Raw genomic sequence first — 24339 nt, forward strand, 5'->3', positions numbered from 1 at the left:
CCTCCCTTTATTCGTTGACATCAGCCACGCGCAGGATCTCCTGTACGGTCGTCAGTCCCTGCAAGACCTTGCTCATGCCATCCTGACGGATGGGGATCATGCCATCGCAGATGGCCTGGGCGGTGATGGCGTCAGCAGAAGCCCGCTCCAGGATCAGCTTGCGCTGGGCCGCCGTGACCGTCAGCACCTCGTGAATGGCCAACCGTCCTTTGTAGCCTGTATGGTTGCAGGCGACACAGCCGCGCCCCCGAAAGAGGGTCAAGGGCGCATCATCGGCAACCCCCAGGTAGATCCGTTCCGGCGAGCCCCGTTCCGGCGTGTACGGCCGCTTGCAGTTGGCACAGACACGCCGCACCAGACGCTGCGCCACGACCCCGACGAGGGAAGAGGCCACCAAAAAGGGTTCGACCCCCATGTCGACGAGTCGGTTGACAGAGCCGGCCGCATCATTGGTATGTAACGTAGAAAAGACGAGGTGACCGGTCGTCGCCGCCCGGACACCGATCTCGGCTGTTTCCCGGTCACGGATTTCCCCGACCAGGATGACGTCAGGATCCTGACGGAGGATCGAGCGAAGGCCGCTGGCGAAGTCAAGGCCGGCCCGCATGTTCACCTGCACCTGGTTGACGCCGTCCAGCACATACTCGACAGGGTCCTCGACGGTCACAATGTTTTTTTCCGGCGTGTTGAGCTCATGGATCGAGGCGTAGAGGGTGGTCGTTTTGCCCGATCCGGTCGGTCCCGTGATGAGGATCATGCCATAGGGATTGCGGACAATCTTTTCATAAGCCCTGAGCACCTCATCTCGGAAACCGAGCTGGCGCAGATCGAAGCGCACGTTGCTCTTGTCCAAGAGACGGATGACGCATTTTTCGCCGTGGATGGCCGGCAGGGTGGATACGCGCATATCGATCATCTTGTCGCCCAGCTTCGTCTGGATTCGCCCGTCCTGGGGGAGCCGCTTTTCGGCGATGTTCATCTTCGCCAACAGCTTGATCCGGGACAGCAGTGCCGGATGAGCAGCCTTGGGCAGTGTGAGCACATGGCGGAGGATGCCGTCAGCGCGGTAACGGACCCGGACCCCTCCCTCCTGAGGTTCCAGGTGAATATCGCTGGCGCCTTCCTTGGCAGCCTGCTGCAGGATCGTGTTGACCACCCGGATGATGGGCGCGTCGCCGACAGCGGTCATCCGTTCCAGTTCTCCTAGGTCGATGATCGACCTTTCCTCCTCCGCACGGTTGGCCTCCACTTCCAACCGCTTGATGTCCGCCTCCTGTTCCTCATTCAATCCGTAGATCTTTTCGAAGACCTGTTCAAGCTCGTCTTCTGCTACGATCGCCGCGTCGATCTCCAGGTTCGTCGTCATCTTGATGTCGTCCAAGGCGGGCAGGTTCAAAGGATCGACCATGGCCACCGTCAGTCGGTTGCCCGATCGCTTCACCGGGAGGCACTTGTGCCGGCGGCAGAGGCTTTCCGGAAGCAGCTTGAACACCTCAGGGTGGAGCGGGTACTGAAGCAGTGATATCGTGGGAATCCCCAGCTGGAATTCCAACACCTCGTTGATCATCTGCCGGGTCACAAAGCCAAGACGGACAAGCGTCTGCCCCAGCCGTTCCCCCCTTTTTTTCTGCTCCGCTAACGCCTGCTGGAGTTGCTCGTCCGTAATGAGGTTGTACTCCAGTAAAAGATCTCCTAACTTCCGCCGATTGGTCGACGCCATCACTACCGCCCCCGCTTCCTCTGATGAGAACTTGGCTCTCCTCTGTAGAGAGACCCCCATGCCCGGAGGGCTCCGGACCATCGGAAGACCATGAAAAGGGGCAGGATCATTTCGTCCTGCCCTTGGTCATCGCTTCGATCACCGCGAGCGCCTCTGTAAGGGGTACATCAGCGAGCACACGGCACTGTCCGATCCCTTCGGGCAAGACAAAGGTGACCGCATCGTCACGATTTTTCTTGTCTAGCGCCAAGGCTTTGCGCCAAGCATCGGCCGGAAAGGGGGGGAACCACGTGGGCAGACCGGCCGCCTCGACGAGGCGGGCGACGCGTGCCGTCACTTTATCGGGCAGCCCGAGGACCGACGCAGCCAATCGGCAGGCGGCGATCAGGCCGACTGCTACGGCTTCGCCGTGGCGATAGGTTTGGTAAGACGTGAGGGTCTCCAAGGCATGGCCGAAGGTATGGCCGAGGTTTAAGATGGCACGAAGGCCTGCTTCCCTCTCGTCCTGCTCGACAACGGCTGCCTTCGTCCGGCAGCAGGCGGCGACAACATGGCGGAGTGCGCCTGCATCGAGGCGCAATACGTCCGATCCGGAAGTTTCGAGAAAAGCGAACAGATCCCCATCCCCCAGCAGGGCCGTCTTGATCACCTCGCCGTAACCGGCGCGGACCTCTCGGTCCGGGAGGGTGGAGAGGGTGTCTGTGTCGATGATCACCCGCTTCGGTTGATAAAAGGCGCCGATCAGGTTTTTGCCTTCCCGGTGGTTGACGCCCACCTTGCCTCCAACGCTCGAATCGACCTGGGAGAGCAGCGTCGTCGGAACCTGGATGAAGTCGATGCCCCGCATGTAGGTAGCTGCCAAAAACCCCGCCACATCGCCCACGATGCCGCCGCCAAGGGCGACGACAGCCGACGTGCGGTGTAAGCGAGCCTCGACGCAGGCGTCATAGAGGGCAGCGACCGTCTCGATGCGCTTGTGGGCCTCCCCGTCGGGGATCTCCTTTGTGGTGACAGAGAAGCCGGCCTCGGCGAGGGAGCAGCGCAGCGGCTCCCCCCAAAGCGCGTTGACAGCCGCATTGGTGACGATCAGGATCTGCTTCCCCTGCAGGCGTTCGGCGAGCAAGGCACCTGCCTGCCTCAGCAACCCGGCGCCGATGTCGATGGGATAAGCGCGATCGCCCAGCCCCACCTCCAGGCGGGTGACCGGCGTCGCATCCTTTGCAGTCCTTGCTCCCATCATCGCGCCTCTCCTCCCAGGTCTCCCGCCGCCCGGGAATCCTGCCGTTCCTCACTGCAGCCGCGCAGATAGGTGAGGATAACCTCGACTATCTCGTTGACACTCAGGGATGACGTGTCCACCGTCATATCGGCGCAGGCGTAATAGGGCCTGCGCTTCGCCATCATCTCGCGGAGATGGTCGACGCTGCTATCCTTCTGTAACAGGGGCCGGTGGTTGCGGCGGGTCACGCGCGACCAGATCACCTCTGCTGTTGCCTCCAGTCCGATAAGGACGCCGCTGGATCGCAAGGCGGCCACATTTTCAGGGTTGAGCACGATCCCACCGCCCGTCGCCACGACGACCCCCTCCAGGGCAGCCACTTTGCGGGCCATCTGCCTTTCCTCGGAACGGAAGCGGGCCTCCCCGTACCGGTCAAAGATCTGGGCGATGGTCATCCCGGTCACCTTTTCCACCTCCCCATCGGTGTCGACGAAAGGGCAGCCCAGCCGGGCGGCCAGGCGACGGCCTACGGTGGACTTGCCCGTTCCCATAAAACCGATGAGGACCACATTCTTTTTGTGGCTGCAGCTTTCTTCCTTGCCGCTCTGATGCTGGTCCATTACTCTTACCTCATCTCGCCGTTTTCAAAAACGCAGCGCCTGTTCCCGCATGGCGGCGACGCGCTCCCTTACTTGCGCCAGCGTATCGCCGCCTGTCGTTTCCAGCAGGCTGTCGGCAACCACGAGGGCCAGCACGGCCTCGGCGACGACAGCGGCCGCCGGAACGGCGCAAGTGTCGGAACGCTCCACCGACGCCGCCACCGGTTGGCGGCTGTCGATATCGACCGTCATCAAGGGTTGATAAAGGGTTGGGATCGGCTTCATGGCGATGCGGACGACGACAGGGGCGCCATTGCTGATCCCGCCCTCGATCCCGCCGGCGCGGTTCGTGCGGCGGCCGTAGCCGCTCTCCCGATCATAGCCGATCTCGTCATGGACCTGTGAACCCGGACGGAGGGCTGCGGCAAAGCCAAGTCCGATTTCGACGCCCTTGATGGCCGGAATGGCCATCATCGCGCCGGCGATGCGCCCGTCGAGACGGCGGTCGCTCTGCACATGGCTGCCCACGCCTACCGGCAGGCCAAGCACCGCCAGTTCAATCACACCGCCCAGGCTGTCGCCGGCTGATTTCGCCCGGTCGATGGCGCTGATCATCGCCTGTTCCAGGGCGCTATCGGCGCAGCGGACCGTTGACTGCTCAGCCTGAGCGGCCAGGCGGACCCAGTCGCTCTCCGTCCGATCGATGATCCCGCCGACAGCCGCCGCATCTCCGATGGCTGTCACGTGGGAACAGACCCCGATCCCCAGTTCAGCCAAGAACCGACGCGCTACGGCGCCGGCGGCGACGCGGGCCGCCGTTTCGCGGGCGCTTGAACGTTCGAGTATATTGCGGATGTCCCGTTGCGCATATTTGATCGCGCCGGCCAGGTCGGCATGGCCGGGCCGCGGCTGGGTCACGCGCCGTCCCATCAGGTCTGCCTCCGCCCCGGCGGCCATGATCGTAGACCAGTTCTTCCAGTCCCGGTTTTCGATCTGCAGGCAGATCGGGCTTCCCAAGGTCTTGCCGCCCCGAATCCCCGAGAGGATCGCCGCTCGATCCTTTTCAATGGCCATGCGGCCGCCCCGGCCGTGGCCTTTCTGTCGGCGGGCCAACTGCTCATCAAGGTCTTCCGCTTTGAGCGGAAGCCCGGCCACCATGCCTTCCACAATCACCGTCAACGCCGGCCCGTGCGATTCGCCAGCCGTCAAATACCGTAACGCCGCCATTTTCGCAAAATCCCTTCTTCATTCGAATCTGCCCGGGTGTGTTACACCGGTTCGGAAGATTCCACGTTTCTCTGTTCTTTTCCTGCTCTTTCGACCCCGGGCTAGCTAGCAGATCCTTCCTCATCCCCCATTCGCCTGCCTTAGCGCTTCCGCCATCACAGTCAGCGGCGGCTCCTGACCGGTCCAGAGGGCGAAGGCGGCCGCCCCCTGGTGGAGCAGCATAGGCAGACCGTTCTGGCAGCGGCAGCCTAAGGAGCGGGCGACCGACAGCAGTTCCGTCTCCGGCGGGTGATAGACGAGATCACAGACAAAGGGACCGGGAGAGAGCCACCGTTTCGGCGATAGGGGATAGGCGATGCTGCCCTCTCCCTTTCCCATCCCCGATGCGGTGGCGTTAACGACGAGGTCAACCTCTTTGGCGCACTCGCGAAGGAACGCCTCTTCCCATCGGCCGGCGCGCAGGGCTGCCCCTTCGGCGGCTCCCGACCGGCGCAAGGCGTCTAATAAGGCTTCCGCCTTTTCCGGTGTTCGATTCACCACGACGAGGGAGCGCACACCCCCGTCGAGCAAGGCAAAGGCCACGGCCCGGGCCGCGCCGCCGGAACCCAGCAGCAAGGCCGCTGCCCCGGCAACGGCGAAGCCATCCTGCCGCAACCCGTGCAGAAAGCCGATACCGTCTGTATTGTACCCGACCGTCTTGCCATCGCCAGCCATGACGATGGTGTTGACGGCTCCCAACCGTTTCGCTGAGGGATCGACACGATCGAGCAGGCTCACCACCTGCTCCTTATGGGGAACGGTCACATTGGCGCCCCGATAGCCGAGCGCCGCCAGCCCCGCCACGGCTTTTCCCAGATCTTCCGGTTTGACTGCATGGGCACTGTATCGCCAGTTGAGCCCCAGTCGTTCGAAGGCGGCGTTGTGCATCGCCGGTGAAAAGGAGTGTTTCACCGGGTACCCCAGCAGCGCCACCCACTGTGTATGACCGTCGATGGCAGTTCCAAAGACGAGACGATTCATCGCCAGCCCCCCTTATCTCTCCTATCTCATCTGCGCAGGCGGCGCAAGGCCGGGCCGAGCCCGGCTGACTCGAAAAGGCCAAGCCATAAACAAACTGCGAGCTTCACCACCATCCCCATCGACGAAGGGACTGCTCAGGTATGAGACCCATCGGCAATGGTTATCGTTATATTAGGCGCAAAATCCCGAAATGGAATAGGAGGATCCCCGATGGATAAGCAAATGCCCTTCGCCGACTTGAATGAAGACCAGTTGCAGGCGCTATACAAGGTCGAACAGCAGCTCAATGCCCAGAGGAACGGAGATGACGAGGTCATCCTCTTGGCCTACAAAAAGGAAAATCATCGCTAACGACAAGGAGGGTCGCCCGTCACGGCTGACCCTCCTTTGTTTTTGAACGAAAAAGCTGCTTGTGCCCGCGGCGAGGCGACCGCTCGCGCAACACCCAACGTTCCAACTGCCGGACAAGCCGTGTGCCGAGAAACTCTCGGCGGCTGATCGGGTTGACCAGGATCGTGTAAAGACCGGACCGGTTTCCGCCGAGGACATCGGTGAAGATCTGATCGCCAATGACGACCGTCTGTTCCGGCCTTGTCCCCAAAAGGTTCATGGCGCGGCGGAATCCCCGACGCCACGGTTTGCGGGCATTGGAGATATAAGGCACCCCGCAGGCCTCGGCAAAGGATTGGACGCGATGTTTCTTGTTGTTCGACAAAATGCAGAGCTTGATCCCATATCGTTCGAGTTCTTCCAACCAACGGGCGATCTCCGGACAGAGATGGTTCTGGTTCCACTCTGTCAAGGTGTTATCCAGGTCGATGATCACGCCTTGGACGCCTTGAGCGGCCAAGTCAGCCACATTCACCTGAGGAACGGCATCGACCCGCCGGGCTGGTTTCAGTATTTTCACGCGATTTCCCCTTCCCGGTTCGACAGCTGCCGCTCGATTATCGCCGATCCTTCTGTCCGAAAATGCAGTCAGGTCCGGCTTCCCGGTTTAATGGCCGGTGTGCCTTCCTTGCACAATGGACACTCCTCAGGCGGCCAAGAAAGCACCTCCATCGAGAGGGCGGCAAAGAAGGGAACGCCAAAGTCCACCTGCCCGTTGGACCGGTCCACCAGCGCGGCCACAGCCGCCACACGCCCACCGGCCGCCGTCGCCACGTCGATGACCTCGCGAACAGATCCGCCCGTTGTCACCACATCCTCACAGACAACGACTGTCTCGCCCGGCCGGACGACGAAGTTCCGCCGCAAGGTCATGAGCCCCTTCTCGCGCTCCGTGAAGATGGCGCGAACTCCCAGCGCTCGTCCGACCTCATAAGCGACCAAGATCCCGCCCATGGCCGGTCCGATCACCACGTCGGGAAGGCCGACACCTTTGCGGAGCAAGGCAGCCAGGTGGCGCGACAGCCGTTCTGTATATGGGGGATGTTGCAGAACTTGGGCACATTGGACATAACGGTTGCTGTGGCGGCCGGAGGTGAGACGGAAATGGCCTTCCAGCAGCGCCTCGCTGTTGCGAAAGATATCCAGAACCTGATCTTGGCTCAATACGACACATTCATTCAAACCGTCTTGTCCTACCATACAGCAAACTCCCTTATGAAAATCTTCATCATTCCTACATACACTCCTCATCTATGATCTTCTCTTCTCATCTTCTCTTCTCATCTTCTCACCTTATCTTGTTACTATCGCCTAGCCAGCCCCTCGGCCATTTCTTCGACGATCCGCTTGGCCGCCTCAGCACGACTTGGCGCGGCCGTGATCGGGCGACCCACAACAAGATAGGTTGCCCCGGCTTCCATGGCTTTCGCCGGCGTCATGATCCGCGCCTGATCGTCCGTTCCCGCCCACAAAGGACGAACGCCCGGTGTGACGATGACGAAATCATCGCCGCAAGCCGCGCGGATCGGCCTGATTTCCTGCGGCGACGCGACGACACCCTGCACCCCTGCCGCCTGGGCAAGGCGGGCAAAACGCACCACATTTTCCTCTACACTTCCCGGAAGACCCACCTCATCGTGCAACACCGCCTGAGACACGGACGTGAGGACAGTGATGGCCAGAACGAGCGGTCCCCCACTCCTCCGCTCCCCCTGGCCTTCTCGCGCTCCCTTGACGGCCTGCCTCAACATCTCCCGGCCGCCTGCGGCATGAACGGTGAACATCTTGACACCTCGCCGGCTGACGACCGTTGCCGCCTTGCCGACGGTGTTAGGGATATCGTGAAACTTCAAGTCTAGAAAAACAGGAAAGCCCATAGACAGGATCTCTTCCGTAACGGCAAAACCAGCGCTGTTATGCAACTGCATGCCCACCTTGAAAAGACCGCAGTGCTCCCCGACAGCATTGACAATAGAAATTGCCTCATCACGGGTATCTACATCTAACGCCACGATCAGCCTGTCTTTTGCTTCCAACTTCCGCTCCCCTTTTCCCTTTGCTTAAAGCCCGTCTTTATCCGTCTACCCTTCGTCCGTCTATCGTTACCTTACTATTATTGCTTCTTTTTCGCCTTTTGCAACACCATTTCCTCCTATTTTCCCGTACTGCAAGAGAAAAGCGCGACAAGGCCAACTATTTGTATTTGAGCTGATGTCCCCTTGTAGACTACAATAGGGATAGACGGACAAAACAGGAATATAGGATACTAGGAAACAAAAGCGGAACTGTCTGAATCGATGGAGCCTCAGACGGAACCGGTGCGCGTAACAGAGGCGGTATAAGTAAAATTAAGGATGCGATTGCATTGAAAGATCAGAGCGGACAATCCGGATTGACTGTTATAGAAATAATCATCGCCATGACGATAATACTTCTGGGGATGTTGCCTGTGTTCAAGCTGTACGACGTTCTTATGACACAGGGAGCGCTGCAGAAACAACGTGGAATCGCCATTCAGATAGCTTCGGAGATAATGGAACAAGAGAAAAAAAGCTATCTCGTAAAACACACATACGGAGGTCCGTTCCCCAAATCTATTCGCACCACCCAAGATCGAGACGGCATTTCCTATTCCATAGATCTAACGTACGATTCTATCGAAGACAGTACTAAAACCCAGTTGCTTCACGTTACCGTAGTGGTAACCTGGCCCCGAGGGGAGTACGATTTAACAACCTATTTTACGTCAAGGTGACGTTGAGAAATCCCGTCAATCATCCCTTGAAAAACAGTCGTTTTGCTTCTTGACCACTACATATAGCGTTTCTTCGATTGTTTATTGTCTGGCATTGGTGGTCCTGGCCGAATGCAGGGGAACCACATTTCTGCGATCAGTGGGGTTTTTAGCTAAAAGGGCTATCTGCAGGGGCATCATTGCTGTCAAATCCGTTTTTTGAGGTGTATGAGATGAATGAGCCAAGCTATTGGGAAAAAGGCTCTGTCCCCTTGGCCTTGATTGTCCTTATCGTGCTGATTACAACGTCGACTTCACTGGCCGGTTACATTTTTCGAGAGATTACCTTAGCTAAAGCCAATGCGGAAACGATCCAAATGCGCTATGTTGCAGAAGCGGGTGCAGAGCACTTCATACACCGTATTAAGGAATTGCTTCGTCAAAGGGAGCCTTTGCAGGTACCTCATCATCATTATAGCGTTGAAGAAAACCAAGTTTTTTGGATTCCGGCTACTCAAGAATATTTAAGTTTTAAAGACATAAATCAAATAATTGACGACTGGAATCGCGAACCACCTGAAATCAGCACATCTCAATTCAGGGCGAAGTATAACATTTCAGATGTATCCTGGGAGCCGTCATCATCGTTTCAATCTTTAGAATCGCCTAGTCTGACCGATGTCTTTACAGTAAACTTTACTGTTACTGCAGAATGTCTTACCGGTGAAAAGAGGACTCAATCTTTACAAGTTACTGCAGAGTTCCGCGTCTCTTTCGAACCAAGCGATGATACCCTTGTGATGAAAATGAATCCGGCCGATCCGGAACCTGTGATTTCCATCAAAACCTGGCGCTGGATCTGATTAAAAATATCGCATTATAGGTAGAGGTGTATGTAAACGGTGCCTGTAAAGTTAAGGTTGCCGAAGGGGAGACCAGAGAGAGGGCTCTGCTAAAGGTCGTTTATTTGACGCAAAGGTATCGCTGAACGATGTCTCCGGAAGAAACCGGAAAGGCAGGTATCGCCTATGAAACTGTTTCCGAATTGGAGGAACTCGTCGGGCATGACATTGCTCGAGGTCCTGATATCGCTCGCGCTCTTCAGTATCGTAACAGCAGGGATCTTCTCCCTGCTCAATGGAAACAACAACGTTTTTTTCAGAGAGACGTTGAATGCTCACTTACGGCAAGAAAGCCGTACTTCTGTGAATCAAATCCTTAAAACAATCCAAGAGGCGCACGACGAAGATATAGAGGTTGATCCAAGGGGACTATGGATGAGGATTGACAGTCCCGGAAAACCAGAAACTTTATATGAATTAACTGCATCTGCAGATGATCCCTCGTACTATGATCTATATATCAATAAGACACGTCTCCCCGTAAAAGTGTTGTCTTCGGGAAATAAGTTTTTTATTAAAGACGACCTTACCAAAATGGTTACTGTAAATTTGACATATCTCGACGACGCTACCCAAACAGCAGACACCGGGCCGACTCTTGCCTTAAAAGCGAGTGTTTTGCCTCGTCTAAGCAAACCGATCTCGGATATAACGAAGACGTTATGGAAAATCATTACATGTCCTGAAGAGATTTCGTTGCAAGTCGGAGAAACTGTAGGATTTCCCTTCCAAGCATTTTCTGTGTATTCTAATGGTGCGGTTGAGGATATTACATCCGCAGTAACACCAGTGATCAGTGATCCGACGATCGTCACATTGACCTCAGGGAGCATTACCGGCCTTACGCCGGGTACGGCCACTATATATGTATCGTATCAAGGATTTTCAGCGTCCACAAAAGTAAATGTTACCGGTGCCTCCATCGAAGCCATCAGCATCGAACCACAAACAGTGCATTTGCAAGTAGGGCAGACCATTGATTTTTCTATAGAAGTGAAAGCGAAATATGCCGATGGTCGAATTACGGATATTACATCTCAAGTGGAACCGACCGTCAGCGATCAATCGATCATTGCATTAGAACAAGGAAAGATTACCGGGAAAAAATCAGGGATCGCTTATGTCATTGTAAGTTACCAAGGGCTATCTGCTCAGACAACCGTAACAGTAACAGGTGACCCCCTAAAAGAGTATATATTGAGGCAGGAGGCGCCACTATTTTTGTTCGGAAATAAACTCAGTGTAACGGGTAGTTCGAGGGTTAACGGAACTGATGCTACCGCGCTTATAAAAGACCAGATAGACAATAAGAACACCTCTGTTCCTTTCGGAGATGCTGTTGACGTGAACACAAAGATCATATTCATCGATGATCATCTTTATTTTGACGGTGGTTCCAATAAAATAGGCTTGCAAGACAATACCAGCAAGACTTATATAAAGGGCAACCTGACAACTTGGAACGGAAGACATGAGCTTTATGGAGATATATATGTTGCTGGGAATTATCGCTTAAAAGATGCAATTGTATATGGAAATATATATGTCAATGGAAACCTTGAATTAGGTTGGACACCGACGATAAAGGGGACAATTTACTACACAGGTACTTTAACGGTCCCAAATAATTATGATTCATCTATCGTTAAAAAAACCAAAAAGGTAACTGGATTGGACGACTTCCAAATCCCAAACTTCTCTATTCCAAACTTACAGCAGGATTCTTGGTATTTTTCTCGCGGTTATACCTCAGACCCAACCATGAAGAATAATATGAAATATTTCGGAAATAGTATTTCATTTAAAAACTGGGGGGATCCGTATTGTAATAATGTAACAATCGCCAGCAAGGGGAATATCACCTTACAAGGTAATCTCCATTTTTCAGGGATCTTGTTTGCACCTAATGGTAAAGTCACGATCGAAGATAGTTGCACTTTTCAGGGAATAATCGTTGCAAACCAAGTGTCGGTAACCGGAAACGCCGGAGTGACCTTTCAGCGCATCATTGATGATGAATCTAAATTGCCGTTTTAATACTGTTTACAGAACATCTGTGGGTTTTATTTTAAGGCCGTGCAGGACTTCCACCTTAGAGACAACGGCCATGCCGGACGCACCTGCAAGGGCCTGCAACCGGGTAGGTTGCAGGCCCTTGCACATGCTGTTATCGCTGCCGCACCGGCGGCGCCAGGTACCCGGGGTAATCATAGGCGATAGGCTCGTCAAAGGTGACATAATCGACATTCACCATCAGCAAGAGATAGCGTTTCCCTGTCTTGGGATCGCTGAGGATGATGTGGTCGCGACCGGCGGCTTCAATACACCCGCGGAAGCACTTGGCGTTCCACTGCACATTGTTCTCGAAAGTCATATAAATGGTGGCCACTTTGCCCCGGTTGAGGCGGAGGATGTTTTCGATGTACGACTGTTCCAGGGGCAACATGCCCGGCACCTGGGGTCCTTCCTCCACGACAGGACCGCCCGGGATCATGCCGCCGCTGGGGGGATAAGGAACCGTGGGCATCGGATAAGCGCCGATAGGGCTGACCATCCCCGGCATCATGCCGGGCATCTGGGGCATCATGCCGGGCATCTCTGGCATCATCCCAGGCATGGGACAAGGACCGGGCGCTGCGATAGGACCGGTCATGGGACCTGGCGCCATTTCGGGCATAGGTTGGACAGGCAGCGGGTAGGGCTCTTGGCGACAAGCGTCTTGATCACAAGGACCGAGCCGACCCGTGGAATCAGACCTTCCCGCGACCGGTCTCATCTCTTCACATTGTTCGCGATCCATGCAAACACTCCCTTTCTAGCCTCGATACACATCAGGGCAGTTCCTCCGCAGCGGCGCAAAAAAGCAGTGTTTTTTGAATTTCCCTGTATTCGGTTGTCTGTACCAGGTGCCTGGACAGCCGGCGCCGCCGGGTCGGAAAAACCACAAGGCATTGCTGGCCGGATGACGGCGTTCCCCTCTGACGACGCGCCGCGCCAACTGCAGATCTCTTTCTCTGGCTCTCTGGTAGAAGTAGGGCCGCTGCACCGCTTCAAACCCGCCGGGCGACTGGAAGATCATGCGCTGGATCGAGCGGATGCCCCGGAAGTCAAGACAGTTGGCCCGCACGCGGTTGACACCCACGTTGCCGACCATGAGCATCCCCAGTTCGCCTTCCCCTTCCGCTTCGGCCCGCATCAGGCGGGCCAGCGTTTTTACCTGATCCGTCGGCGCCTTGATGACAGCCATTTCCTCACCTCTTTGTTCCTCCTTTGCGCTCCCATTGTATTCGGAAGGGAAAAAAAAGGTGCAGACAGACGAAATCAGTGCGGCGGAACTTCCCGATGTCCCCGGGGCATCGAGCGAGGCGGGAATGGAACGGCGTTTAGGCTCCTCTTCCCTTAGGCGCCCTTTTCTTCGTGGTATTCATCCTCCGTATTGCCCCGGTATCAACCGGACTGCCATCCCACCAACCCCGGATAGTATTGCTATGCCGAGGGGTTGCCCGATAGCGCACAAAAGCCCGACTCACCTAGAGCCGGGCTTCATTGTTTTTATACTGCCGTTATGACCAGAAGTCATCTGTTCGCTTGTTCGCTTCTGCCCGAAGGCGTTTCGTTTCTGCCAAGTCAATCTCGTATCTGCCGTTAATCAGTCGAATCACATCCCCTTCCCTCGTTTGAACAGGGAGTTCTTTTCTGGGGATGTCGATGGTCCCTTTTCCATCTACCTCGACAACAGCAAATTGGCCTTCAAAACGATCAATGATGAGCGCCAAGGGGCAACACCTCCATGTGTTCTCATTGTAGCCCACTAGCGGGTCTTCGTTCAACTACAATCAGGGGACTTAATCGCTGTCTAATGCGAAGGCTCACCGCCATTGACAGTCCAGGATTTTCCGTCAATGAGGGTGAGCCGCTACAGGATCGGGTCGTTCACACAGCCTCAGGCCTTACTGGCTAGGTCAGACATCAACTTCATGATCGCCCGTTTCTCGATCCGACTCACATAACTCCGCGAGATCCCCAGGTTTTTCGCAATCTCCCGCTGCGTCTGCCGGCATCCGCTCAAGAGGCCGTAGCGCAGCTCAATCACATAGCGCTCCCGTTTGCTCAACTTTTTCAGCTTGCTCAACAGGCGGGCCTGTTCGAGGGCGTTTTCCACAATATCGGACACCGCTTCCGGATCGGTGCCGAGGATATCGATGAGGGTGATCTCGTTGCCTTCCTTGTCGACGCCGATGGGGTCGTAGAGGGAAACTTCGCCGCGCATCTTTTTCATGGCTCGAAGGTGCATCAGAATCTCATTTTCAATACACCTCGCTGCATAAGTCGCCAGTTTCGTCCCCTTGCTCGCGTCAAAGGTGTTGATGGCCTTGATCAGGCCGATGGTACCGATGGAGATGAGGTCGTCGTTGTTCTCCCCGGTGCCGTCGAACTTCTTGACCAGGTGCGCCACGAGCCGCAGGTTATGTTCAATCAGCTTGTTTCTCGCCTGTTCATCCCCTTCTTTCAAGCGGGCCAGGCAGTAGGCTTCCTCTGTATCAGACAGAGGCTGCGGGAAAGCGTTGTTGGAGATGTAGCTCAACAGCGCCGTGATTCCTTTGATAAAAGGAACGATCAGCGCGCCTACGAGGGTCGGGATCATCCAGTCCACCTCCGGTCGCAATGCTGTCTTACATCGTATGGCGGCGACAGGCCCCAGGTGCTTATCCCTGTTTTCCCAAAATAAACCAAAAAGACACCGCGCCACCTGTTGAGATGTTTCGTTTTACAGTACAGGCGGATACAATAGGCTGGTGTGGTCTTTTATATGTTCCATGAACTCAAGGGAAAGCAGGATGTGATCAAGGGAAAGGCAAAGCAGGAACTCAGGCGCCGGCGTGTAATATCTTCATGACCCTGTCCACAACAGTGCGCTTTCGGGACGCCAATGATAGTAGCTGCACTGCCTATCTAACACGGCCGATGGGCCCGGACCTAACTAGCTTAGACGGCAACATGCTTCTGCAATAAATCTTAATGGATAAGGAAGAGAAGACGTGGAAAAAATCGGGATCATCGACCTGGGCTCCAACTCAGTCCGCCTCATGATCGTCGGCATCGCGCCGGATGGATCCTACAAACTCATCGATGAGGCCAAAGAGAGCGTTCGCCTCAGCGAACATATGGGACCGGAAGCCACCCTAAAACCAATCGCAATTGAACGAACAATTGAGGCGCTGCGCCTGTTCCAGCACCTCTGCCGAGCCCATGGCATCACCCGCACCGACTGCGTGGCCACCGCCGCCGTCCGCCAGGCAGTCAACCAGAAGGAGTTTCTTCAGCAGGTCAAAACGGCTACCGGCCTTGATTTTCGCGTTCTCACCGGCTGGGAGGAAGCGCAAGCCGCCTACAACGGCGTCATCAACACCATTGACATCGACCGAGGCGTCATCGTCGACATCGGCGGCGGGTCAACCGAGGTCATCCGCATCGAGGATCGCCGTATGGTCCAGGCGATCAGCCTGCCCTTCGGTGCCGTTACCTTGACAGAAAACCGGATCGACTCGGCGCGGGGACCGAACAAGCCCAGCGAGGAGCAACTGAAAGCCTTGGAGAGTTTCCTGGCTGACCAGTTTGCCGCCATCGATTGGCTGAAGGATATGGAATCGCCGACCATCGTCGGTCTTGGCGGCACGGTGCGCAACCTGTCCAAGATCGATCGCAAACGCAAAAAGTACAGCCTCGACATCACCCACAACTATCGGATGACGCCGAAAGATGTGCACGAGATCTACCGTTCCGTCAAAACGGTCAACCTGGAACAGCGCAAAAAGATCCCCGGTCTCTCGAAAGACCGCGCCGACATCATCGTGGCCGGCCTGGCCATCATCAGTGCCCTCATCAACACGGCCCGAGGGGCGCAACTGGTCGTCAGCGGCTCCGGTCTTCGTGACGGTCTCTTTTACCAGTACCTGCTCCGGGAGCAACCGATCCCCGTCGTCGATGACGTCGTCCGCCATTGCGTCAACAACCTGATGCGCTACTACAGCCTGGAACGAGACCATTCTCGCCATGTGGCCGCCCTGACCCTCTCCATGTTCGATCAGCTGACCGCCCTTCATGAAATGGGCCCCTTTGAGCGCCGAATCCTGGAAGTGGCCTCCCTGCTGCACGACATCGGGATCCATGTCAACTACTACGACCACCACAAGCACAGTTTCTATCTGATCACGAGCACCCGCTTAAACGGTCTGACCCACCGGGAGATCCTCATGGCTGCTTTTGTCGCCATGGCGCACACCAAAACCTTTTCCGGCAACCTGCTCCCCTACAAAGACATTCTCAGCGACGACGATGGCCGGACGATCCGCAAGCTCGGCGTCATCCTGCGCATCGCCGAAGCCTTGGAGCGCAGCGAGGCCGGCGTGGTCAGCGCGGTGCGCCTCCACCATCATGTGGAAAACGTCCATCTAGTCGCCCACACCCGCCACTCGGCCGATCTGGAGATCTGTGACGCCTACAAGGTCGCACCGGACTTTAAAAAGGTCTTTGGGCGCAACCTTCTTGTGTCGGCCCAAAGCGGCGCCTAGGCGAGAAGTGAACCCGCCAGGCGCATCGGCAAAACAAAAGCAGCGGCACCCCCTCTTTTTTGAAGATGGCCGCTGCTTTTCTGTCTCTATTTGCCAATCCCGATTTACCGCATCAATGGAGCAGGTTCTTACCGTCGTCCTTCTCGTTCTCCCGCTCCACCGGGGTCGCCGCTACCGCACGGTTGCGTCTCGAACCGCGTCCGCCCCTGCGCCGCGATTGCTTGAGGAAGTAGACCTGGCTCTGCAGAACTTCCCCTCCCTCCTGGGCCACCCGCACATAGGTCCCATCAGGGAGCAGGCGGCGGGCTTTGACGTTGTCCTTCAGCATTATTTCGAGGATGGCTTTCACCCGCTGCGCCAGCGCCGGAGCCTTGACGGGGAAGAGCAGCTCCACCCGCCGGTCTAGGTTCCTGTCCATCCAATCGGCGCTGGACAGGTATATCTCCTCGCTGCCCCCGTTCTGGAAGTAGTAGGCACGGTGGTGTTCCAGGAAGCGGCCTACAATGCTGGTGACGCGGACGTTCTCACTCACGCCGGGAATTCCCGGGCGGAGGCAACAGATGCCCCGGACGATCAGGTCGATCTGTACACCGGCGCAGGAGGCCTTGTAGAGCATCTGGATCATATGCTCATCAGTCAGCGAGTTCATCTTGGCGATGATGCGTCCCGGTTTTTCCGGCGTGCTCGCTTCGATCTCCCGCTCGATCAACTCGAAAAACTTCTTGCGCAGCCCCAGCGGCGCCGCCTCGATCTCCCGCCACTTAGCCGGCACGGCGTAGCCCGTCACCTCGTTAAAAAAGTCGGTGGCGTCGGCGCCGAAGCTCTCGGCGCTGGTCAGCAAGCCAAAATCGGTATAAAAGCGCGCTGTAGCGTCATTGTAATTGCCCGTGCCGAGGTGGACATAGCGGCGGATTCTCCCTTCCTCCTGACGCACCACCAGGATGATCTTGGCGTGGGTCTTCAAGCCCACCAGCCCGTAGATGACATGGCAACCCGCCTTTTCCAGCGTCTTCGCCCAGGCGATGTTCTTCTCCTCATCGAAGCGCGCCTTCAGTTCCACCAGCACCGTCACCTGTTTTCCCTTGCGGGCCGCCTCAGCCAGCGCCTTGACGATGGATGAATCACCGCTGACCCGGTAGAGGGTCTGCTTGATCGCCAGCACCCTCGGATCCCGGGCGGCCTGGGAGACAAATTCGACGACCGGGTGGAAGGACTCATAAGGATGATGCAGCAGGATATCCTTTTTGGCAATGGCAGCGAAGAGGTCTTTCTCGCCGACCAAATCTTCCGGCTCCTGGGGCGTCATCTTCTCATGGCGCAGATTATCGTAACCCGGCAGATCGACAATGCGCATGAAAGCCGTCAAATCCAACGGGCCGGGGATAGCATAGATGTCCTCGTCATCCAGTTCCAGATCCGCCTTCAAGTACTCCCCGATGGACGGGCCGGCGCCGGCCTCCAGTTCAAGCCGCACCTCGGCGCCCCACTTCCGTTTTTGCAGTTCCTTTTCGATGGCCTCCAAGAGATCCTCTGCGCCTTCCTCATCCACAGTCAGGTCGGCGTTGCGGGTAATCCGGAATGTGGAAGATTCGAGGATGCGGTTGCCCCGAAACAGCACCTCCAACTGGCTCTTGATCACATCCTCCAGATACACGAAGGCCTTGCCGCTGGCACAAGGAACCTCGATAAAACGAGGCAGCACCGAGGGCACCTGGACGACGGCAAAGAGCTGCCGCTTGACGGCCAGGTTGTTTTTTGGCTCTAAAAAAACGGCGATGTTGAGGCTCTTGTTGGCCAACAACGGAAAGGGCCGGCTCTGGTCGACGGCCAAGGGCGTCAGGACAGGGTAGATGACTTCATCAAAGTAGTTCTCTACAAAGGATTTCTGGTTGTGGTTCAATTCCTCGCACCGCAAGAAGCGGATCCCTTTGGCCTCCAGTTCGGGCAAAAGGTTGTTCATCAAGTGGGCGTACTGATCCTGCACCATGCGGTGGGTCCGTTCGGCGATCAATTTCAACTGCGCCGCCGGCGTCAAGCCGGAGGGATCACGCTTCAGCAAACCTGCCTCTTTTTGATCCTGCACGCCGGCGACGCGCACCATGAAGAACTCGTCTAGGTTGGAGCTGACGATCGCCAAAAACTTCAAGCGTTCCAGCAAAGGATTGGTCTTGTCAATGGCCTCCTCCAAGACGCGCTGGTTGAACTCAAGCCAACTCAATTCCCGGTTGATGTAGTACTCGGCACGGTTGAAGGACTTCCGCTCCGGCCTGTTGTCAAGGCTTGGCCCGTTGGCATTTGCATCGGCTTCCAAGTTTTTTTGGCACATCCCTTATCTCTCCACCTCAATGATTTCGCGTCCAGATCCATACCGTTCATATTTCTATGATACCTAAAAGAACAGCGGCATCGCTATATGGTCGAACTGAAAGAGGCGCTGCTCTTGAGATCTCTCATGCCAAAACTGGCTTGATATCCCAATATGGCAAAAAGCGCGACGATTCGAAGAGGCATTCTCATGAGTCATGTCGAGTATACTGGAAAAAGTCGCTTCCGATGGGACCTTTGCCGCAATCTTAGTACAAAATTAACAATTTTAACAAACCGAGAAAAAGCAAGAAACCGCCCCTCTCCACTTCTGCGGTGAAGGGCGGTGCTTCTGTCGGCTATGCGAGCATAGCCGCCAACCGAGCCGCTCCAGCTAAGGCCTCTCGCGTTTGACTCATCAGTTCGTCCATGATCGCCCGGGTCGGCTTGATCTCCTTCAAAGGATGCAGGCTCTGGCCGACCTGGACGAGGCCGTTCTCGATGTCGCCTTCGATGGCCGCCAGCCGGTTGGTGCCGATGGCGAGCTTGTCCAACTCGTCCTGCGGCGCGCCGGCACGCTCCAGTTCCAGGTATTTCTCGGTCATGCGGTTTCTCAAGCCGCGAACGCCGTGGCCGCGGGAGTAGCCGGTGACGATGGAATCGGTGTCCACCGCCTCGATGATCCGCTTCTTGGCGTTAGGGTGCAGCGCGCACTCTTCAGCGAGGAGAAAACGGGAACCCATCTGGACGCCGGAAGCGCCCATCAGGAGCGCGGCGGCGATCCCCCGGCCGTCAGCGATGCCGCCGGCGGCAATGACAGGGATGTTCATTTCAGGAATCACGTTAGTCAAGAGCGCCATCGTGGTCAAAGTGCCGATATGGCCGCCCGCTTCCATGCCTTCGATGACGACGGCGTCAGCGCCAGCCGCCTCGACCCGCTTGGCCAGCTTCACGTTGGGAACGACAGGGATCACCTTGATCCCGGCGCTCTTGAGCTTCTCAAAAAAGGGAACCGGGTTGCCGGCGCCGAGGGTGACGAAGGCCACCTTTTCCTCGCAGACCACTTCTACGATCTCGTCTTTGTTGGGCGCCATCAGCATGATGTTGACGCCGAAGGGCTTGTCCGTCAAGCTGCGGGCCTTGCGGATCTCCTCGCGGACCCACTCTGTCGGCCGGCCACCAGTGGCGATGATGCCCGCCCCACCGGCGTTGGAGACGGCAGCGGTCAGGTTGGCCTCAGAGACCCAGGCCATGCCGCCTTGGATCACAGGATATTGAATTCCCAAGAGCGCCGTCAGTTTCGTTTTCAAGAAATGAATCCCCCTTCTTTTGCCATTCCCGATCTCTTTTCTCTATGTTGTTTATCGGTATGTACCTAATGATAACAAAAGAAAGGATGCAACAAAAGAGAGGCCCCTATACCCGTTTGTTCTATTCGAGCACATTTTCGGCTCCAATCCGACAATTTGCCCTGGACGCTGCTTCACCGTCGGAGGAAGAATGCTTTCCTCTACTCTGCCACCACCGGCGGTCCGCCCAGTTTGCCGCCCCTCTTCTTCAGCAAAAGCGCCATCGGAATGACAAGGATGACCAATAGGGCAAAGACGAAAAAAACGTCAGCCATGGCCCAGGTGTTACTGTGCAGCTGAATCTGGCCGTACATGAGGGTCAGCGTTGTCGGCTGCAAGGGCGACCTATCTCCCGTCGCCCCCAGGATGCCATCGGCTGACTGCTGCATCATGGTCCAGCTCGGTGAGAACAGATCGAGCCCCTCGACCAGCCGGTGGGCGTGAAAGGCCTGCCGATTCTCCAGCATCGATGTGGTGATGGCGATGCCGAAGGAGCCGGCTACAGCCCGGACCAGGTTGTTCAGCGTCGACGCGGCGCCCGCTTTCATGAGCGGAACGGCGCTGACACCGGCTGTGTTCACAGGCATAAAGGTCAAACCGAGGCCAAGCCCCCGCAGGATCAGCCAAAGGTTGAAGACAGACTGGGGCGTGTCCACTGTCAGCGTATGCATCAGGTAAGTGGAGACCCCGATAAGGGGGAGACCTACCATCACTATGGGACGGGCGCCGATCTTATCGTAAAGCTTCCCGGCGACAGGCATCATCAAGCCCATGGCGATCGCCTGGGGCATCAGGATGAGCCCCGTCTGCACAGCCGAATAGCCCCGGATGTTCTGCAGGTAGATCGGCCAGAGCAAGACGCCGCTGATGAGGATGATGTAGAGGCAACTGGAGATGACGACGCTGTAGGTGAACTGGGGGATTTTGAACAGCCGCAGATCGAGCATGGGATGGGTGTGATTCAGCTCCACCACAACCAGCAGCGCCGCCATCGCCGTCGCAGTGAGCAGGAGCATGACGACGGTGTAGCTCGACCAGCCCCAGTCCTGCCCCTTGTCGAGGGCGAGCAGGTAGAGGAAGGCGCTGCCAGACGAGAGAAGAAGTCCCCAAAAGTCAAAATGCGCAGAAGGGATCTTCTCCGTCTCCGGCAGAAGGGTCTGACATAGGACGAAGCCGAGCACCCCGAGGGGAACGTTGATCATAAACAGCCAGCGCCAACTGAAATCCTCGACGATGAAACCGCCCAGCGAGGGACCGATCGAAGGGGCCACGGCGATGGAGAGGCCGAAGAGCCCCATGGCCATGCCCATCTTCTCTTTGGGCACAAAACGGAACATGAGGGCCATGCTGGCCGGTTGGATCAGCCCGCCGCCGAGGGCCTGAATGACCCGGAAGACGATCAGACTCTCGTTGTTCCAGGCGAGGCCGCAGAGCAGCGAGCCTGCCGTAAAAGCGGCCAAGCAGTAGGCGTAAAGACTACGATAACCGTAGGTGTCGCCCAGGTAGGACATGATCGGGATGACGGCGCCCGATACGAGCATGTAGGCCGTCAGGATCCACTGGATCTCTTTCGTATCGACACTGAACAGCACCATCAGTTTGGGCAAGGCCACGTTCAAGATCGATGTGTCGAGGACGGCCATGAAGGTGCCGATGACAACGACCATCGTCACCACCAACACGCCGGGATGTCCATTCTCACGGGAGGTCATGGGCCATCACTCCTTCACCCGGATTTTGACCGCAGCGCCGGTGCCCAGGATCAGGGGCGCGCCGGGAACCTCAATGTTCACACTCAACAGTTGATCCTCTCGCGGGTGCTGCTGCGCCGGCGTCAGCGGGATAATCGGCCAGGTGATCTGTTCCGTGTTCCGGTTGATGGACGAGACGATCCCCGTAAAGACCTGTCCGGCCGCCCCGTCGAGTTTCACCTCGACAGTCTGTCCCACCCGGATGCGGCTCGAATCCACTTCTGCAAAGCGCGCCTCTACATAGGCGGCCGCCCGATCGGCCACGGCGGCCAGCGGCTGACCGGCGGTGACGGCTTCCCCCTCGCGCGCCTCGAGCCGCAGGACCTGTCCGCTGCTCGGCACGAAAACAGGAGCGCGCAGCTTCGGCTGATTGGGTGCCGGACTTCCTTCCACGACAGCGACGATGTCGTCCTTCGCAACAGTTTCGTTCTCCCGGATCTTCAGGTCAGTGATCCGCCCGGCAATGGGCGCACGGGCTACGGCCAGGTCAACAGCCACTTTGGCGTCGTCGGTCCGGACGAAGTAAAGATGCTCGTAGCCGTAATAGGCGGAGATCAGGGCCGTCGCCAGGAGATAGCTGCCGATGATGAAGACGATCAGCTTTTTAGCCTTCACCGCATCATCCCCCTGTGGCGATCTTGGCGATGACGTTCATTCCGGGGAGGATGCGCAGTCCCTGGTCGTCAAGAATTTTGATTTTGATAGGGATCCGCTGGGTCACTTTGATAAAGTTTCCCGACACGTTGCTGCTCGGCAGCAGAGAAAAGACGCTGTCGGCGGCAAAGCCCACCTGTTCCACCACGCCTTGCAGCTTCCGCCCCGGGAAGGCGTCGACCGTCAAGGTGACCGGTTCGCCGACGGCCAGTCGGTGGATCTTCGTTTCCTCAATCCGGGCCGACACGTAGAGATTCCGAAAATCGGCGAGCAAAAAAAGGCGCTGCCCCGGCGAAACCAGTTCGCCGTCGTTGACATTCTTTTTTATGACCATACCCGTGCCGGGCGCCCGCACCAGGGCGGCATCGCGGTTTTGCAAGGTCGTATTTTTCTCTTCCAACCGGACCATCGTCTCGCCGGCCTGGACCTGATCACCCTCTTTGACGCGGATCTCCATGACCCTGCCGGCGATCTCCGGCCCCACCTTGATGATGTCGGCGTCGATGCGCGCGTCGTCAGTAGTGACATAGCGGACAGAATCGACATAACTGTAACCGGCATAGCCGAGGGCGGACAGGAGCAGGACGGCGCCGGCAATTTTTGCGATCTTCTTCTTCATTGGGCCGCTCCCTTTTCAGCGATCACTTGAATGGCGTCGCCGTCTTGCAAGTCTTCTTGACCGACAGTGATGATTTTTTCTCCGCCCTTGAGCCCGCTCAGGATCTCTATATTGCTGCCGTCGGAGCGGCCGGTCAGCACGGGGCGGCTGGTGACGGTGGAACCGTCGGTAACCATGATGACGCGCTCGCTGCCCCGTTTGACGACGGCGTCTTTCGGGACGACGATCGGGGACTGCGCCTGCCCATCCGGCAGAGTGACCTCAGCGTACATGCCCGATTTCCAGCGCCCCGACTGGGGCAGGCGCAGCTTGACAGGGTACTCTTTGCTGGCACTGTTGGCGATGGGGCTGACGGCGATCACCTTGGCCTCAAAGACCTCTGAAGAAACCTGTTCGATGCGCACTTTCATCGTCTGACCGACCTGGATCTGCTTGATATACTCCTCAGGAACGCTCGCTTCCACCACCGGTTCGCTGCTGACGATGGTCAGCAGCGTGTTGGCCGCAGGCGCTGTAGCCGCCATCTCCCCTTCATGGGCCAGCTTGGAGGCGATGCGGCCGTTGACGGGAGCGGTGATCACCGTCGCCTCGACGTTCAGCCGCGCCTGATCGACGACGGCGCTCATCTGGTCCACGGCGGCTCGTAAGCTCTCCAGCGTCTGGGCGGTGGCGCCTTCGAGCAACTGGCTCTGTTGCTGCAGCAGCTGTTCATAAGTGGTCTGGGCCTGTATCAGGGCCAGTTGGGCTGACTCGAGTTGTTGTTTCGAGGCTGCACCGGCGTCAAAGAGCGACTGCGTCCGTTCCATCGTCTTTTTGGCGATGTCCAGGGAGGCCGCCGCAGCAGTGACCTTTTGTTCCATCTGCTGCCGCTCCTGCGGCCGCGCGCCCTTTTCCGCGTCAGCCAGCCGCGCTCGGGCGGCCCTCAGGTTCGCTTCTGCCTGGGCGAGGGCGACGCGGTAGTCGCGGTCATCCAGTTGAATCAGCGGCTGACCGGCCGTGACTTCTTGTCCCACATCGACGAGGACCTTGACGATCCTGGCGTTGAGCTTGCTCATGACAGCCGATTCCGTTTCCCCCATGACCCGTCCGGCTACCACACGGGCCTTGTTGAGTCCCTGTTCCCCCACTGTTTCGACGACCACTTTATGTACCTTCGGATCGGGAGCTGCGCCGCCGCTGCAACCGGTCAGGGTGATCGCTGTCGCGACGACGCACCCCAGGGCGATCGCTTTGACGCCGATTTTCCGATGGATTTGTTGGTTCGGCATGTCTGTCCTCC

Annotated in this window: 23 protein-coding genes; 5 read left to right on the forward strand and 18 right to left on the reverse strand. The window is 57.2% G+C overall.

Annotated features, from left to right (window positions below; all coding sequences use genetic code 11):
* Positions 1 to 7: 7 nt before the first annotated feature.
* The 5 genes from HM1_RS02460 to aroE form a co-directional block, all read right to left on the reverse strand.
* Positions 8 to 1720 carry a GspE/PulE family protein gene (locus HM1_RS02460; RefSeq protein ID WP_012281684.1) on the reverse strand — a complete coding sequence of 571 codons (1713 nt, stop codon included), beginning with the start codon at positions 1718 to 1720 and terminating at the stop codon, positions 8 to 10.
* Between the two features lie 106 nt (positions 1721 to 1826).
* Positions 1827 to 2960 carry a 3-dehydroquinate synthase gene (gene aroB / locus HM1_RS02465; RefSeq protein WP_012281685.1) on the reverse strand — a complete coding sequence of 378 codons (1134 nt, stop codon included), beginning with the start codon at positions 2958 to 2960 and terminating at the stop codon, positions 1827 to 1829.
* Positions 2957 to 3559, reverse strand: coding sequence for a shikimate kinase (locus tag HM1_RS02470; RefSeq protein WP_012281686.1), 603 nt, complete (start codon positions 3557 to 3559; stop codon positions 2957 to 2959). The genes aroB and HM1_RS02470 overlap by 4 nt, the downstream gene beginning before the upstream one ends.
* A 24-nt stretch (positions 3560 to 3583) precedes the next feature.
* Positions 3584 to 4765: a chorismate synthase gene (aroC, locus tag HM1_RS02475; protein ID WP_012281687.1), complete on the reverse strand. Its 1182-nt coding sequence runs from the start codon at positions 4763 to 4765 to the stop codon at positions 3584 to 3586.
* 120 nt (positions 4766 to 4885) lie between these two features.
* Positions 4886 to 5785 (reverse strand): shikimate dehydrogenase, encoded by a 900-nt coding sequence (gene aroE, locus HM1_RS02480; RefSeq protein ID WP_041313140.1) that lies wholly within the window; start codon positions 5783 to 5785, stop codon positions 4886 to 4888.
* A gap of 210 nt (positions 5786 to 5995) precedes the next feature.
* Between aroE and HM1_RS15675 the strand changes: the two genes are divergently transcribed.
* Entirely contained in the window at positions 5996 to 6136 is a 141-nt protein-coding gene (locus tag HM1_RS15675) for a hypothetical protein (protein WP_012281689.1), read from the forward strand.
* Between the two features lie 19 nt (positions 6137 to 6155).
* Here HM1_RS15675 and HM1_RS02485 read toward each other — a convergent pair whose 3' ends face one another.
* The 3 genes from HM1_RS02485 to pyrF all read right to left on the reverse strand — a co-directional run bounded on the left by HM1_RS02485 (position 6156) and on the right by pyrF (position 8211).
* Positions 6156 to 6695, reverse strand: coding sequence for a YqeG family HAD IIIA-type phosphatase (locus tag HM1_RS02485; RefSeq protein ID WP_012281690.1), 540 nt, complete (start codon positions 6693 to 6695; stop codon positions 6156 to 6158).
* Between the two features lie 68 nt (positions 6696 to 6763).
* A complete protein-coding gene (gene pyrE / locus HM1_RS02490) occupies positions 6764 to 7375 on the reverse strand; it encodes an orotate phosphoribosyltransferase (protein ID WP_236995033.1) in 612 nt (203 codons plus the stop codon).
* Between the two features lie 104 nt (positions 7376 to 7479).
* Positions 7480 to 8211, reverse strand: a complete 732-nt coding sequence (gene pyrF / locus HM1_RS02495) for an orotidine-5'-phosphate decarboxylase (RefSeq protein WP_012281692.1) — start codon at positions 8209 to 8211, stop codon at positions 7480 to 7482.
* Between the two features lie 329 nt (positions 8212 to 8540).
* On the opposite strand from pyrF, the gene HM1_RS02500 reads away from it, so the two are divergent.
* From HM1_RS02500 to HM1_RS02510, 3 genes are all read left to right on the forward strand, one after another.
* Positions 8541 to 8930 (forward strand): prepilin-type N-terminal cleavage/methylation domain-containing protein, encoded by a 390-nt coding sequence (locus tag HM1_RS02500; protein WP_041313143.1) that lies wholly within the window; start codon positions 8541 to 8543, stop codon positions 8928 to 8930.
* 212 nt (positions 8931 to 9142) lie between these two features.
* On the forward strand, positions 9143 to 9772 hold the full coding sequence (locus HM1_RS02505) for a hypothetical protein (RefSeq protein ID WP_148207060.1): 630 nt from the start codon (positions 9143 to 9145) through the stop codon (positions 9770 to 9772).
* A gap of 165 nt (positions 9773 to 9937) precedes the next feature.
* Positions 9938 to 11848: a prepilin-type N-terminal cleavage/methylation domain-containing protein gene (locus HM1_RS02510; RefSeq protein WP_012281694.1), complete on the forward strand. Its 1911-nt coding sequence runs from the start codon at positions 9938 to 9940 to the stop codon at positions 11846 to 11848.
* A 130-nt stretch (positions 11849 to 11978) separates the two neighbouring features.
* On the opposite strand, the gene gerQ is transcribed toward HM1_RS02510, so the two are convergent.
* The 4 genes from gerQ to sigK form a co-directional block, all read right to left on the reverse strand.
* Positions 11979 to 12407, reverse strand: a complete 429-nt coding sequence (gerQ, locus tag HM1_RS02515) for a spore coat protein GerQ (RefSeq protein ID WP_236995034.1) — start codon at positions 12405 to 12407, stop codon at positions 11979 to 11981.
* Positions 12408 to 12626: 219 nt separating this feature from the next.
* Positions 12627 to 13058 (reverse strand): cell wall hydrolase, encoded by a 432-nt coding sequence (locus tag HM1_RS02520; protein ID WP_012281696.1) that lies wholly within the window; start codon positions 13056 to 13058, stop codon positions 12627 to 12629.
* A 316-nt stretch (positions 13059 to 13374) separates the two neighbouring features.
* On the reverse strand, positions 13375 to 13587 hold the full coding sequence (locus HM1_RS02525) for a DUF3006 domain-containing protein (protein WP_012281698.1): 213 nt from the start codon (positions 13585 to 13587) through the stop codon (positions 13375 to 13377).
* 167 nt (positions 13588 to 13754) lie between these two features.
* Positions 13755 to 14456, reverse strand: a complete 702-nt coding sequence (sigK, locus tag HM1_RS02530; RefSeq protein ID WP_012281699.1) for an RNA polymerase sporulation sigma factor SigK — start codon at positions 14454 to 14456, stop codon at positions 13755 to 13757.
* A 394-nt stretch (positions 14457 to 14850) separates the two neighbouring features.
* Here sigK and ppx point away from each other — a divergent pair, with 394 nt between their 5' ends.
* Positions 14851 to 16383: an exopolyphosphatase gene (gene ppx, locus HM1_RS02535; protein WP_012281700.1), complete on the forward strand. Its 1533-nt coding sequence runs from the start codon at positions 14851 to 14853 to the stop codon at positions 16381 to 16383.
* Positions 16384 to 16495: 112 nt separating this feature from the next.
* Here the strand turns inward: ppx and HM1_RS02540 are convergent, their stop codons facing one another.
* The 6 genes from HM1_RS02540 to HM1_RS02565 form a co-directional block, all read right to left on the reverse strand.
* Positions 16496 to 18709 carry an RNA degradosome polyphosphate kinase gene (locus HM1_RS02540; RefSeq protein WP_012281701.1) on the reverse strand — a complete coding sequence of 738 codons (2214 nt, stop codon included), beginning with the start codon at positions 18707 to 18709 and terminating at the stop codon, positions 16496 to 16498.
* A gap of 337 nt (positions 18710 to 19046) precedes the next feature.
* Positions 19047 to 19997: a nitronate monooxygenase gene (locus HM1_RS02545; protein ID WP_012281702.1), complete on the reverse strand. Its 951-nt coding sequence runs from the start codon at positions 19995 to 19997 to the stop codon at positions 19047 to 19049.
* A gap of 200 nt (positions 19998 to 20197) precedes the next feature.
* The gene (locus HM1_RS02550; RefSeq protein ID WP_012281703.1) at positions 20198 to 21748 is read right to left on the reverse strand and encodes a DHA2 family efflux MFS transporter permease subunit; all 1551 of its coding nucleotides are present in this window, start codon (positions 21746 to 21748) and stop codon (positions 20198 to 20200) included.
* A 6-nt stretch (positions 21749 to 21754) separates the two neighbouring features.
* Positions 21755 to 22402, reverse strand: coding sequence for a biotin/lipoyl-containing protein (locus HM1_RS02555; RefSeq protein WP_012281704.1), 648 nt, complete (start codon positions 22400 to 22402; stop codon positions 21755 to 21757).
* Between the two features lie 4 nt (positions 22403 to 22406).
* Positions 22407 to 23060 carry an HlyD family secretion protein gene (locus HM1_RS02560; protein WP_012281705.1) on the reverse strand — a complete coding sequence of 218 codons (654 nt, stop codon included), beginning with the start codon at positions 23058 to 23060 and terminating at the stop codon, positions 22407 to 22409.
* Positions 23057 to 24328, reverse strand: coding sequence for an efflux RND transporter periplasmic adaptor subunit (locus HM1_RS02565; protein ID WP_012281706.1), 1272 nt, complete (start codon positions 24326 to 24328; stop codon positions 23057 to 23059). Before HM1_RS02565 ends, HM1_RS02560 begins: the two co-directional genes overlap by 4 nt.
* Between the last annotated feature and the right edge of the window lie 11 nt (positions 24329 to 24339).

Source organism: Heliomicrobium modesticaldum Ice1, assembly GCF_000019165.1.
In the GTDB taxonomy this organism is placed as follows: Bacteria; Bacillota; Desulfitobacteriia; order Heliobacteriales; family Heliobacteriaceae; genus Heliomicrobium; species Heliomicrobium modesticaldum.